Annotated in this window: 14 protein-coding genes; 6 read left to right on the top strand and 8 right to left on the bottom strand. The window is 34.8% G+C overall.

Going from position 1 to position 13,626, the window contains the following annotated elements; all coding sequences use genetic code 11:
• Positions 1-12: 12 nt before the first annotated feature.
• Together FD31_RS00280 and FD31_RS00275 are read left to right on the top strand one after the other, a co-directional pair.
• On the top strand, positions 13-204 hold the full coding sequence (locus tag FD31_RS00280; protein ID WP_371862659.1) for a 2-hydroxymuconate tautomerase: 192 nt from the start codon (positions 13-15) through the stop codon (positions 202-204).
• Positions 205-254: 50 nt separating this feature from the next.
• On the top strand, positions 255-1,457 hold the full coding sequence (locus FD31_RS00275; RefSeq protein ID WP_057890760.1) for a DUF2075 domain-containing protein: 1,203 nt from the start codon (positions 255-257) through the stop codon (positions 1,455-1,457).
• Positions 1,458-1,510: 53 nt separating this feature from the next.
• Here FD31_RS00275 and FD31_RS00270 read toward each other — a convergent pair whose 3' ends face one another.
• A complete protein-coding gene (locus FD31_RS00270) occupies positions 1,511-4,063 on the bottom strand; it encodes an ABC transporter permease (RefSeq protein ID WP_057890897.1) in 2,553 nt (850 codons plus the stop codon).
• Positions 4,064-4,073: 10 nt separating this feature from the next.
• Positions 4,074-4,775, bottom strand: a complete 702-nt coding sequence (locus FD31_RS00265; protein WP_057890759.1) for an ABC transporter ATP-binding protein — start codon at positions 4,773-4,775, stop codon at positions 4,074-4,076.
• 112 nt (positions 4,776-4,887) lie between these two features.
• Between FD31_RS00265 and FD31_RS00260 the strand changes: the two genes are divergently transcribed.
• Positions 4,888-5,490 (top strand): TetR/AcrR family transcriptional regulator, encoded by a 603-nt coding sequence (locus FD31_RS00260; RefSeq protein WP_057890758.1) that lies wholly within the window; start codon positions 4,888-4,890, stop codon positions 5,488-5,490.
• Here the strand turns inward: FD31_RS00260 and FD31_RS00255 are convergent.
• The 3 genes from FD31_RS00255 to lepB all read right to left on the bottom strand — a co-directional run bounded on the left by FD31_RS00255 (position 5,487) and on the right by lepB (position 7,512).
• Positions 5,487-6,371: a helix-turn-helix domain-containing protein gene (locus FD31_RS00255; RefSeq protein WP_057890757.1), complete on the bottom strand. Its 885-nt coding sequence runs from the start codon at positions 6,369-6,371 to the stop codon at positions 5,487-5,489. The two genes, FD31_RS00260 and FD31_RS00255, sit on opposite strands and share 4 nt — an antisense overlap.
• A gap of 254 nt (positions 6,372-6,625) precedes the next feature.
• Positions 6,626-6,811: an LBP_cg2779 family protein gene (locus FD31_RS00250; protein WP_057890756.1), complete on the bottom strand. Its 186-nt coding sequence runs from the start codon at positions 6,809-6,811 to the stop codon at positions 6,626-6,628.
• Positions 6,812-6,846: 35 nt separating this feature from the next.
• Positions 6,847-7,512: a signal peptidase I gene (gene lepB / locus FD31_RS00245; protein WP_057890755.1), complete on the bottom strand. Its 666-nt coding sequence runs from the start codon at positions 7,510-7,512 to the stop codon at positions 6,847-6,849.
• Between the two features lie 218 nt (positions 7,513-7,730).
• Here lepB and FD31_RS00240 point away from each other — a divergent pair, with 218 nt between their 5' ends.
• On the top strand, positions 7,731-8,492 hold the full coding sequence (locus FD31_RS00240; RefSeq protein WP_057890754.1) for a hypothetical protein: 762 nt from the start codon (positions 7,731-7,733) through the stop codon (positions 8,490-8,492).
• A gap of 4 nt (positions 8,493-8,496) precedes the next feature.
• On the opposite strand, the gene FD31_RS14350 is transcribed toward FD31_RS00240, so the two are convergent.
• Positions 8,497-8,991, bottom strand: coding sequence for a hypothetical protein (locus FD31_RS14350; RefSeq protein WP_235805313.1), 495 nt, complete (start codon positions 8,989-8,991; stop codon positions 8,497-8,499).
• A gap of 182 nt (positions 8,992-9,173) precedes the next feature.
• Between FD31_RS14350 and FD31_RS00230 the strand changes: the two genes are divergently transcribed.
• On the top strand, positions 9,174-10,148 hold the full coding sequence (locus FD31_RS00230; RefSeq protein WP_057890753.1) for a hypothetical protein: 975 nt from the start codon (positions 9,174-9,176) through the stop codon (positions 10,146-10,148).
• 4 nt (positions 10,149-10,152) lie between these two features.
• Positions 10,153-11,505 (top strand): RsmB/NOP family class I SAM-dependent RNA methyltransferase, encoded by a 1,353-nt coding sequence (locus tag FD31_RS00225; protein WP_057890752.1) that lies wholly within the window; start codon positions 10,153-10,155, stop codon positions 11,503-11,505.
• Here the strand turns inward: FD31_RS00225 and fni are convergent.
• A complete protein-coding gene (gene fni / locus FD31_RS00220; protein ID WP_057890751.1) occupies positions 11,502-12,548 on the bottom strand; it encodes a type 2 isopentenyl-diphosphate Delta-isomerase in 1,047 nt (348 codons plus the stop codon). The two genes, FD31_RS00225 and fni, sit on opposite strands and share 4 nt — an antisense overlap.
• On the bottom strand, positions 12,541-13,620 hold the full coding sequence (locus FD31_RS00215) for a phosphomevalonate kinase (RefSeq protein ID WP_235805312.1): 1,080 nt from the start codon (positions 13,618-13,620) through the stop codon (positions 12,541-12,543). The genes fni and FD31_RS00215 overlap by 8 nt, the downstream gene beginning before the upstream one ends.
• Between the last annotated feature and the right edge of the window lie 6 nt (positions 13,621-13,626).

The raw sequence follows: 13,626 nt of genomic DNA, 5'->3' as shown, positions 1-13,626 counted from the left end.
TTACTGAGGAGAATTATTATGCCATTAGTACACATTGATTTAATTGCTGGCCGTTCTGAAGAACAACTTAGAGGTATGGTCAAAGACGTAACTGCAGCTATTGTTAAAAACACAGGTGCACCTGCAGAACACGTTCACGTTGTTTTAAATGAAATGGAAAAGGAACACTATGCTGTTGGTGGCGTTCTAAAGAGTGACGAATAGTTATTTTGGCACACCTTAGGGTGTGCTATTTTTGTTAGGAGATATTTTTTATGTTAGATTCTGTTTTACCTGATAAACATCTGACGGAGGAACAACAAGATGTTTTTAATGAAATATTAGATTTTTGTCAAAATAATTTATCAGCCCAGACCCAAGGCCTGTTTCAATTGAACGGGGATGCCGGCACTGGTAAAAGCGTTATTTTGACCCAATTGTTTTTACAATTAGAAAAAGCTGCTAAGAAGAATGGAACCGATAATTATTTTTTGGTTAACCATCCCGAATTATTAAAGGTCTATCAAGAGAATGCGGGAGGTTATCAAGAACTACGCAAAAATCGTTTCCTACGTCCAACTACTTTTATAAATCGGATGAATAAGGAACACAAAAATCCGGATGTAGTCGTGATTGACGAGGCTCATTTATTACTAAGTGAAGCCGATCGATACAACAATTTTGAGCAAAATAATCAATTAGAAGAAATTATTAAACTGAGCAAGGTTGTCATTATTGTTTATGATGAACGGCAAGTTTTGAAATTAAAGAGTTTTTGGTCTCAAAAAGTTATTGATAATTTGGTTAAGAGATTCCAACTCCACTATCAACTCGCCACACTGCATGTACAAATGCGTATGCAGGCTTCTCACAGTGTTTTAAAGTGGGTTGACACTCTGACTAATGATTTGACAGTAAAGCAAGTGACAAAGAAAAATAAGAGCTTTTTAGGTGGAAGTTATCAAGGATACGATTTTAGAATTTACCCTGATGCCGAAAAAATGTATCAACAATTAAGATTAGACAATGAAACTTATCAAAAATCACGAATTGTTGCCACGGCTGACTATCCTTCCACTTTGGATGGCAAAAAGCATTTTGTGAACGAAGGTAATTTTCACTTACCTTGGGATCAATATAATTATTCTAATGTTACTTGGGCACAGAAAGAATCGACGATTGATGAAATTGGTTCAATTTATACTGTACAGGGATTTGATTTGAATTACGTGGCAGTTATCATCGGACCATCAATTGTTTATGCTGGAGATGGCAAGATAAAAATCGACATTGATAAATATGAAGATCAGGAAGCATTCAAGAAACGTCATCAAGCTGATTTGAAAGATGTTTCGGAAGCTAAAAAAGCGATTATCCGTAATTCGATGAATGTTTTGTTAAAACGTGGTGTTAAAGGTGTTTATGTTTATTTCCATGACAGTCGTATTTATGATTACTTAGAAGAAAATTCAAAATAAAAACACCACTTACTGCAGGCATTTTAGGGCCAGTAGTAAGTGGTGTTTTCTATTTAGTCGACGGATTTTAGTGCTCCAAGCATATCGACATTTTTAATTTTACGTGCCATGAAAATCATTACAACAATTGAGAAAATAATAGTCATTAATCCAGAAATGGTAAAGTTTGACCATAGTAACGTTAAGTCAGCCATTGCTGTTTCTGGAGGTAGAGTTTGCATAATATAATTATGTAGCCAACCACCGCCAACGTAGCCTAATAGTATACCAATAATCGTTAGGATGAATGTATCGCGATAAATATACATGACAACTTCCATTGGATAGAAACCAAGGACTTTGATAGTCGATAATTCACGGATTCGTTCAGATACATTGATGTTGGTTAATGTGAACAGAACGACAAATGCTAATAATGAAGCAGCAATGATGATAATCAAAACTAAATTATTTAATCCATTGAGAATATTGTTAATAGTCTGTTTAGCATCATCTGATTGAATAACTGTTTTTGAAGCTGCCTGCTTTGTCAATTTACGTGAAATACTATCAATATTTGATTCAGATCGATTTGTTAAACGCATCATAAGCGAATTATATGAGACCGATTTGTTAAATACTTTTTTGTAGTAGCTTGAACTCATGTAAATATCATGACCGGCATACATTTCCGTAATGGAAGCGACTTTTATTTTATGTTTTTTGCCAGTAGAATCTTTAATGGTCATTTTGTCACCAACATTTACGTTCATAACTTTAGCCAATTTTTGCGTAATCGTAGCACCATTGGAACTCAAAGTAATTTTTTTATGTGCTGAAGGTGTTTGCAATGTTACGTATTTTGAGAATTTGTCATTCGACTTAGGAATAATCATAGAAATCTGCTGATTATTTACCATATCCGATGATTTAGCAGTGACTCCTTCGTAATAAATGGAAGTTTGTGATTTAACACCTTTAAGATTTTTAACATAGTTTTTATAGTTATCAATATTATCGCCTGAATCAGAAGTATTATACATGCCAATGATGTCATAGTGAATAATATCTTTGTATTGTGTGTTAACAATTCCACTCAATGAATCTTTAATTCCAAAACCAGTAATTAACAGTGCCGTACAGCCCAGAATACCAACGATGGTCATTAAGGATTTAAATTTATATCTAAATAAGTTTCTTAACGTAACTTTATAGTTAAATGAGAATCTCTTCCACAAAAAGGGAATGTGTTCTAATAAAATTTTAGAACCCTTTTTAGGAGGTTTGGGCAACATCAACGTGGCTGGTTTTTCTCTAAGTGAATTACCAGCTACATATACAGCAGGTAAGACTGTACATAGAATAGTGATAGCAAATGATAAGCCTATCCACGACCAAGAAATAGGTGTAATGAAATTAGGGATAACGAAATTAGCTGTATAGGCAGCAAAGATTTTTCTTGGCAAGAAGGTTGTTCCTAACCAAGCGCCAATCGTAGTGCCTAGGGCACTAGCTAAGAAACCATAAAGCAAAAAGACTTTCATTGCTGAGAATTTTGAATAGCCAAGTGCTCGTAAGGTTCCTAGTTCCAGACGTTTTTCTTCACCCATACGAGACATGGTAATTAAGACAACTAGAATAGCTACGGCAAAAAAGATTAGAGGGAAGGTATTTGAAAGTACATCAATTCTCTTAGCATCTTCACCATATTGGTTGTAGCCTTGATTGTAATCATTACGAGATTGAATGGTGTAAGTTAAAGCTTGAGATTTCTTAGCTACTTGTTTTTTCTCCTTAGCAATAACTTGGTTTGTTTTACTACCGTAGGCTTTTGTTAAGGCTGGCATTTGAGCAGCTAGTTGTTTGTCAAATTGAGAAATGATTGATTTTTGTCGATTTTGGGACAGATTTCTTACATCTGATTCGGTTTGAGAAACATTTTTTTCAACTCGTTTTTCATATTTATTTGAATAGCTGGTGCCTATCAAATTATCGTAGCTAATTAAGGCTATGGATGGGGTAGTAGACTTAAAAGCTTCTTTAGTAACAACACCATAAGTATCAATTTGTCCGGTACCAACATTAGTAGCACCGAGGTTTTGCTTGAGTAGGTAATCAGCTGATGTTACAAAACCAACTATCTTATATTTAGAATGTTTCAAACTTGATAACTCATTATGGCTTTTGTTATTTAGGGTAATATAATCGCCTATTTTATACTTAGTTTTTGCACGACTGCTTAATGCAATTTCGTTATCTTTTTTTGGTAAACGTCCTGATGCTAACTTATTAATTGATAATTTAGTTGTTTTGGCTTGAACTCGAATACTTTGGTTACTGCCAGAAATCAGGCCATCAGTATTGTTTGTAAATTCTATCGTTTTGATATGATTGAATTTTTTGATTTTATCTTGATCAGATTTAGAAATGTCTGAGGTACTTTTAATTACTGCATCGGCCATTTTATGACTGGTGTAATAGTTATTGGCCGTCTGTCTCATATCATTGCCAGTAACTTTTAGGCCGATTAAAATGAAAACTCCTAAAGCGAGTAGGGTAGCTATTGAAATAAAACGAGCAAGCGAAAACTTGAATTCACGTAAGATATTTTTATTTAATATTTTCAATTCCAAACACCTACCATTCAATTTGTTCTACTGGCGTGGGAGTAGTATTCAATTTGTCTAATTTAACTTTACCGTCGCCAATTTCAATTACGTGATCTGCCATAGGTTTAATCATTCCGTTATGAGTGACGATGATGACATTTTTATGTGAATTATGACAAAAATCTTGTAACATTTTCAAAATACTTTTCCCGGTTTTATAATCCAGTGCTCCCGTGGGTTCATCGCACAGGAGTAAATCAGGATTTTTAGCAATTGCTCGTGCAATCGAAACTCGTTGTTGTTCACCACCAGATAGTTCGGCTGGAAAATTATTGATTCGTTCTTTTAAACCAACTTCTTGCATAACTTCAAGTGGATCTAAAGCATCTGACACAATTTGTGAAGCTAATTCTACATTTTCGATCGATGTTAGGTTAGGGATGAGGTTGTAAAATTGAAAAACAAATCCAACGTTTTTACGGCGATATGTAGTCATTTGGCGATCAGAGTAATTGGAAATCTCTTTTCCGTTAACAATGACTTGTCCTTTAGAATTTGAGTCCATTCCACCTAAAATATTAAGCAAGGTAGATTTACCAGCACCTGAAGCACCAACAATTACCGTTAGTTCACCTTTTTCTAATTCGAAACTTATATCATTATTGGCGTAAAAATCTTTACCAGCCATATTATAAATTTTGGAACTATGTTTGACTTCAATGTATGACATGTTATTATCTCCTTATATAAACACTGTGTTGCATTAACGAAAGATTAATTCATCCCGAGGTACATAACAACCAGCAATAATGACAAAAGTGTTGGATTAAGGTGGAATCAATATGCAAAGAAAAACTAAAACGAATGAAAAAATAAAAAAAGCCTTCATCGATTTGATGAAGACTAAGGGATTTGAACATTTGAGTATTCGCGATATTACTTCAATAGCAAATATTAATCGCAGTACTTTTTATGCCCATTATGAAGATAAATATGCCTTGGTAGCACATTTTGAGGATACGATTTTAGAAGAGTTAAATATCAAGTTAAAAGATAATCTAGATACGACAATGCAATATCAAGATGTTACACAGGGCGTGGAACCATATACAGTTCTAACAACAATAATGGAATATGTTGCATCAGAATTTGATCTGGTCAAAGTTTTAATGGCAAGTAACGGAACTTCATTTGAAAAACGAGTTAAAAAAATTCTTCGGCACGTAATAGATCAAGGTTTATATCTCAAAAAAGGTAATGATAAAATGGCTTCACAAATTCCCAACGATTATGCGTATGAAATAATTGTTTCTGGCTTGATGGATACAATAAAATATTGGCTTTCAAAAGATGAACCAGAGGATGTCAATACAATCGTTGATATAATCATGAAGACCCGTTACTTGAGTCCATATGATTTATTGGGCGTAGGTGATAAAAACTAAGATTTGATTTTCAACTCCGTAATTTGGTTTTGATGCATCAATTCAGTAATCTTTTGCATTAAAGTATCATTTTGATTATATTCCGCAAAGGCAATCGCTGAAATTAGAAAATGACTGGACTGATTACGATTACTACTAGTATCGATAAGCGTATTGACGGCTGCTAAATAGTAAAACTCATCAGTATACTGTGCTACAACCAATTCATCGTGGTTATTATTCAAGACTAAATTAATTAACTTATTACTTTGTCCAAACTCTTTGCATTCTGAGAAATACTTACTGAGACGTAATAACGATTCACGATAATAAAGTGTCTCAGTTAATGTGGAAGTTGAAACATTAATTCCAGTAGCAACTTTAAAATAGTGTTGAGCAATTTCAATCTGCTGTTTTTCTTGGTAAATTTGTCCAAGTTCGACATTAGCCAAAAAATTCCACAAGGCATTATGTTGATTAGGAGCCATCGTCAAAATGGAATTAAATTGAAAGACTGCTAGATCACCTTCCTGGGTAGATAAAGCAATCCTGCCACGAAGAAATGCTAACTGAGCTTGTTGGTAGGAACCTAAATCATTTGTTTTTAAAGATAATAATAATTTATTAGCTTGATTAAATTCATTTTGCTGAACTAAATTAGTAATTTGTATTAATTTATCATTCAATAAATTGGAAGATGGTAATGCCTGAAACTCAGAATAAACATCGTTTAAAGTAAGATCAAGCCGTCGACATATTTGAATCAGGACATCAACAGAAGGTGAGATATTCTGATTTTCCATTCGACTAATAACAGTTTGCGTACAAATACCTGTGGCAAGCTGTTGTTGATTTAGATGTAACTGTTTCCTATGGTCACGAATGACATTTCCTAAAAACATCCAAGCACCTCATTAAATAAAACTATAAGTTATATTAATAAACAATCTATCTGTATTATATGACATATGGTTTTATTTCCAATTGAAATGGTTTCTATTTTCCAAACTAAATGAAACATAGTTTATTAATCTCAAAAATCATAAAAAAGATATTTAGCCACCGGTTATAAGATATTGTGGCGGAAGTGAGAGAAAAACAAAAAAACGATAACCTATTGGCTATCGTTATCAGGGTAAACTACAAATATTACATTTTATTGATGTAGCTTAATGTATTCCAAGATTGTCTTCTTTTCGTCTGCTGTGGGTTCATAGTCACCTGATTTTAGATTATGAACACGTTCAACTGAGATGTGACTCTCAAATGCAAATTGTGTATCAGTCATATCTTTATCTTTTTCGTACTGAATAATCATTTCAGCAATATTTGGTTTATCCATGAAAATACCTCCAATAAGTTATCTTTAACTTCGATTTAAAAGATTGTCCATCTGTTCAATGGCCAGTAACGCCACTTGACCTCACCGATAACACTCTTCTTATCGATGAAACCAATGATTCGACTGTCTTTGGAAACTGTTCTGTGATCTCCCATTACAAAATAGGTACCAGCAGGAACTTTGTTATTCTGTTCGATCTTCTTTAGGTAAGAACTGCTGTAACGTTGTTGCCATTCAGGCGAATTCTTAGCTAAAGTGCTCAAAGTGAAATTATACGTGTAGCTGTAAGGCTTGCCTGCATAGAGACTAGTATCAGGTTCCTTAACCTTATTACCAGCCTTGAGGAAGTCTTCCTTGTATAGTTTACCATTAACATAGATCTTGTTGTTCTTAGAAACAACGGTATCACCGGGTAGACCGATGACTCTCTTAATATAAAATGATCCTGGTTCGTCCGGAGCCTTTAAAACAATGACATCGCCACGACTGATGTTTGAATGTCTTGTCGCAATGACTTTATCACCGTTTTCAAAGGTCGGTTGCATGGAAGGTCCAGAAACTTTATCGTTTGAGAGAATGAACTTAAACCCGAGAAAGAAAACTGCATAGATGGCAATCGTTAAGGCAATGGTTTGTAACCAGAACTGCCAACCGCTTTCTTCTTCCTTTTGAGGCCGTCGTCTTCTATTATTTTCTGCCATATTTCACCTCGTACATGTACTAACTAAGATATTACACTTTTTCGTTATTATTGGAAATAATTGTGGCAGTTTCATCATCAAAATTTAACTGAATGTTAATAAACAGTGGTTTCTAGGGAATCTAAGTAGTAATAACTTTAAGTCTGATTAAAATTCTAGTAAGATAATTCTCGAATATACCAAGTGTATTATCGGTAAATTAATTCTGGGGGAAAAACATGAATTATATTGATGGATTACGAGAAGATACAGCAGTTTTACCAAATGGAATGATGTTCAATGCCCGTATCAAATTTATGGAACGAATTTGTCAGGCTTTGCTTAATAATGAATTACCTAAATATCATTTCCCACAGTTTCAATTGAAGGAAAAAGAGATCACTTCCTACATGGAAAGCAACGTCAATTTGAATGAAGTTGAATTCCAGACGATGGCAGCACACTTAGAAAAATTCGATCATGACTTAGGTGAATTTCGAACTTATTTACAGACGCGTTTTGGTTACTGGGCAACAATCACGCAAGATTTTGCGGCAGCAATTAAAGCGGAATTTCCCAATGAGACTTTTTTGGAATTAATGGCGGGCAATGGCTATTTATCAAAAGGCCTACGTGATGTAGGTGTTGAAACTTACTGTACAGATGATTTAAGTTGGTCTAAATACAATCAAACCGGTAATTTAAAAATGACTGAAATTGAATCATTAGATGCACTTTCGGCTTTAGAAAAATACGGCCATAAAGTTGATAATGTTATTGTTGCTTGGAGTCCTGATCGAGAAGATATTGACTATCAAGTTTTACAAAAAATGCGCCAGTTAGATGCTAGTTTCTTAGTTATTGGCGAAAAAAACGGAGCAACTGATAGTAAAGAATTTTGGGATGAGGCTAACTTGATTGATGACCCACGAATTGAAAAAATCAATCAAGTTTATTCACGTTACGATTTAGTGCATGATCAACTTTATTTAGTTAAGTAAGCTATTATTTTTGAAAAGCAAACAAATCATTAGGATTCCAAATAAAGTCATCATCACAAATATATCCTCGGAGCCAAAGCTTCCGATTGACATTGCGTAAATAAAATCCCTTGGGTTGGTCGACAGCTGATGTAATAACCGGCGAAGCAATTGTAACTGAGGAATCAGGTGCTTTGTGGCGATGCATAACATTGTCATTACTAACTGGTTGATCTTTCCAAAACAATCGACAATAAAGAGCCATTTCGAGTGAACAAAGTTTAAATCCTTGTTCTTGAGCTGCTCCCAAGATATTTGGCAAAGTGGCAGGTTTTGTTAAATGTAAAGCGGCAACTGGCATAACTTGTAAGGTTATTAATTGTGATTTTGAAGATATAATTAACCTTGGATCAGTTAGTAACTTTTCTGCGCTGGGATTGAGTCCAATGTCATTTTGCTTAAGCTTAGATTTTAATTGTGGCAAGGATAGTCCACCAATATTGAAGGATAAAGAAAACATTGTTTTACTCCCTTAAAAAATATTTAAAATTAGAAAATCAACTGTGATAATTGAGAAGCCAATAGTCACAGTTGATTTTCTTTTTATTTGGAACATCGCAGTTTTAATTAGTTTTATTCCAGACGCTTGCTGTTTAGTGTAAAATGAAGTACCAGTAAGACAAATCTATAGGTGAATTTTTTATGAAAAAAATAATTTCGAGTATTATTATTTTCTTAGCAATCCTCTTGACTGGTGTCGCCATTTCCAAGAGTGATTCAATCAAATATAATAATACAATGAATCGCTTAGGTATGAGCGAAGAAGCAGTTGTTTTAAAAAGTAATTCTAAAAAGAATTTAGTTACAGCTGTTCAAGAATTAAACCAGACAAAGAAACTTTCAAGTTATCAGGTTATTTTCTTTGAAAAGAGTAATAGTGATATTGGCTATATTTATGGTCATGGCAAAGTTAATAAGTTGCCAATTATATCTGGTCGTTATTTTTCAATTGATGATTTTACTTCCCAAATACCATTTGCAGTTCAAGGGAAGACTTCAGAAATTGAAGCGTACAAACCTCAAAGTCAATCCTACATAAAGGTAGATAATCGATATATATCAGTTATCGGTAATATTGGGTTTGATGGAGCTGATATTTTGAACTCGCAAACTTTAGTTTCACTGTCACCAAATCAACCGAAGTCGAAGTACCATATTAATCAAGTGACAACGGTTCTTGATGGGCAGGCTGTTTCAAACAAAGAGAGTCTCAATAAGATTAAAAAAGTTTTACATGTTAAATCAATGCATCGATATGTTCCACAAACAGATGATTTCACAAATGCTGAAACAACTAATAATGGTGAACTTTATCTTGTTGGTATCGTCTTATTGTTGTTCTTGATTGTGGCAATTGATTTTTACATCTTAGTACCATTGAAATATGATTTATCAAGATCCAATCTAACTGGTGATTTAAAGAATAACTATCGTAATGGCTTATTGATCCGTTATTTGATTTATACATTGTTGCCATTCGTTGTCGGCTTTGGAGTCGTCAGTTGGAAAATCGTCATCATCAGTCACGGAACGTTCAATTTGTTCATGACGGTATCAATCATCATCACGATTTTAGTTGGATTGTCGCAAATAATTTTTGTTAAACGGAGTGAGTAAGTTAATGAAAGTCGATTTGAGTAATGACTTTAAAGAAAAATATCGTAAATTGATGGGGGAGCGAGCAGACAAACTGTTTTCAGCGATTCAAGAAGATAGTCGAGAAGCCTTTCGGCTGAACCCACTTAAAGCTAACTATCAAAATGTTTCATATTCTTTAGCTAATCCCATTGAATACAGTAATATTGGCTATTATGGCGATATTGATGGTAATTCGATCGATCACATGTCTGGTTATGTATACAGTCAAGAACCTAGTGCAATGTATGTGACTGAGATTGTTGATCCCCAAGGAAATGAAAAGATTTTGGATCTCTGTGCCGCCCCTGGTAGTAAAACAACCTATATTGCCTCAAAAATGGCTTCTCAGGGACTTTTGGTTAGCAATGAGATAAATGCTAAGCGTGCCAAAGTTCTGTCCTCTAATATCGAAAGAATGGGAATTACAAATACTGTTGTAACTAATAATTCTCCAAAGGACTTTGAAAAGAAATTTGATAACTTTTTTGACAAGATTTTAGTCGATGCTCCATGTTCCGGTGAAGGAATGTTTCGAAAAGACCCTGAATCAGTTAAATACTGGTCTTTAGAATATGTTGAGCAATGTACTAATCGCCAACAACATATCCTCGATTCTGCTTATAAATTATTAAACCAAGGTGGAACGTTAGTATATTCAACCTGTACTTTTTCACCAGAAGAAAATGAACAAAATGTCGGTTGGTTCCTAGATAAATATCCTGATATGCATTTAGCTGAAGTTAAAAAATATGCTGGCATGGAAGATGGTCGTCCTGAGTGGGGCAATGGCAATCCTGAATTAACTAAAGCTTTGCGTATGTTCCCAGATCAATTTAATGGTGAGGGTCACTTCATGTGCAAGCTCGTCAAAGATGGTGAGGTTGCTGAACCAAAGGAACGTCAAATCGACGATGGCTTGAAGAAAGATGATTTTAAATTAGTTCAGAAGTTTGCTAAAGCTAATTTAAATACTTTGGGCGAGAACAATTGGTTTAAAATCAGTGACTTCTTATATCAAGCTGCCAGCTTAGACAGTCGTTTCAAAGGATTGCATATTTTGCGAAATGGTTTAAAACTAGGCGAATTCAAAAAAAATAGGTTTGAGCCTGATATCGCATGGATATTAGCACTCAAACCTGAGGAATTAAAAACTGTTTATGAATTGTCGCAAGACCAATTTGAAAAATATTTGCATGGCGAATCAGTGATTTTAACTACTAAACCTGCTTTCGACAACAAATGGATTGGCTTATCTTACCAAGGCAAATTATTCAGTTGGGGTCGATATAGTAATCAGCAAATAAAAAACGTCTATCCCAAAGGATTAAGACGTTAGAAATTAATATTTCGTTGTTTCATATAATTAATCAAGCGCTCATCGAAAACGATGGGGGCTTTTTTGATGTCCGCAATTGATTTAGCACCAATCGCAGCCATGATTATTTTCAGTTGCTTAACAAATTCATCGAAGAATATTTCTGTTTCACTGAGTGAATACTTTTGCAGGTGATGGAGAACTAAGCCAGACATCCCCACAGCACTAGCGCCCAAGCGAATTGCCTTGATAACATCCATCGGCGTTCTGATACCGCCAGAAGCAAAAACCGTCATCTTATTTTGATAAGGGGCTGATTCTAACAATGATTCAACCGTGGAGAGTGAAAAACTGTCCAAATAAGTTAAATCTAGTTCATGATTACGGGCACTTTCAATTTGAGCAAAATCAGTACCACCAAAACCTGAAATATCAACATTTCGCACACCAACGCGATAAAGTTGCGAAATATTTTCTTGTGACATTCCAAAGCCGACTTCTTTAACAACGACAGGGACTGAGACATTAGCGACAATACTCTTAATATTGTCCAACCAGAAGAATTCTTGATCACCTTCAGGCATGGCCAATTCTTGCAAGGCATTGATATGTATCTGTAAAACATTAGCCTGCAACAAATCGATTGCGGTTTGTGCTTGTTTGGCATTAACTTTAGCAGAAACATTAGCAATAACTAAACCATCCGGATTATTTTCCCGTAGTGTTGTAAAAGAGGCTCTTGTTTCCTCAGGTAGACGCAAATAAACGCCCATTGAGCCACTGGAAACAGGAATCTCTAGTTTATGGGCTAATTGAGAGAGTTCAGAATTAAACCGTGCCGATTGTTTCGAACCACCAGTGATGGCATTGAAGTAAAAGGGCAGAGCAATATCACTGCCAAGAAATTTAGTTGATAAGTTAATGTCCTTGATTCGTAACTCTGGTAAAACATTGTGTAAAAGGCGGACGCTATCAAAATCAGCAAATGACTCGTCAGTAAAAAATTTTTCAGCTAAGAAAAGATGTTCAACTTTACGTTGCATTTGTGCATCTTGTTTAGGCATGAGCAATTGTGTCTCCGATTTTTAAGGTTAGTGGGGTAATACCAACTTGTTGCCATTCTTTTTTCAATTCAGCAATATTAAGTGTTTTATCACTTAGAACAATGCCGCAGTCACCACCACCAGCACCAGAAGTCTTAGCAGAACCGCCAAGCTTTTCAGCAATGTCACATAACTTAGTTAATAATTCAGTTTCGATATGAACATCACTGAATTCAGCTAAATCATCTAAGAGATCACGGTACTTACTAAACATTTCTTTAATTAGTGCTGAATTATTAGTTTTAAAACCATCAATTAGGTTTTCAACATTTTGACGACTAGCATGTAAAAAGTTTTGATACTTTTCAACTTTTTGTGCCTTAGTTAAGGCGATTCGGTCAACTAAGATCGAGGTTGAAGCAGGAGAGCCAGTCCAACCAACGGTTAATTCCAAATCATTTGGTAATTCAAGACTTTCAATCTGAAGTTCAGGCCAATCAAGTGACAAGATTTCGGTAATACTGTGATTGCGGATCATATTGAAAATCCAGTTTCGGTCAGGTGAGTAGTAAGCAACGATGCCACCAAAGGCACTCGCAGCGATATCTCCTAAGCTTCCATTACCTTGAACAGATAAATGTGAAATGGCGGAAATTTTATAAATATCCATTGCCGATAAATCTAAGTGGTAAAAATCACCTAATGTTTTAACGACCGCTACGGTAACAGCTGCAGATGAGCCGAGACCATACTTTTTACCATCTTCTGAATCGAGTTCACTTGTAACAAGTAAATCGTAATAATTTAATTTAACGCCTTTTTCAAGCGCATATTTTTCAACAAAACTAATTGCTGCCAAAATATATTGCAATTGACTTTCAGAATCATCAAAAACTAATTCAGTTCCTTGACGATTCCAGTGAATCAATTCTTTATTTAAATTCTTTGACTGAATCGTACCGCCGTTTTGTGACTTGTTGATCGTCACTGTGACGTATTTATTAACTGATGTTAGGACAGCGGGGAAGCCCGTTTCAACAACAGCATACTCTCCAGCCAAATATAATTTTCCAGGTGCTTTTCCTGTAGACAAAAATAT

The organism is Companilactobacillus nantensis DSM 16982, from assembly GCF_001435815.1.
GTDB classification, from domain to species: Bacteria; Bacillota; Bacilli; order Lactobacillales; family Lactobacillaceae; genus Companilactobacillus; species Companilactobacillus nantensis.
Note: the sequence above shows the minus strand (reverse complement) of the source record. Positions and strands in the feature narration are given on the sequence as shown.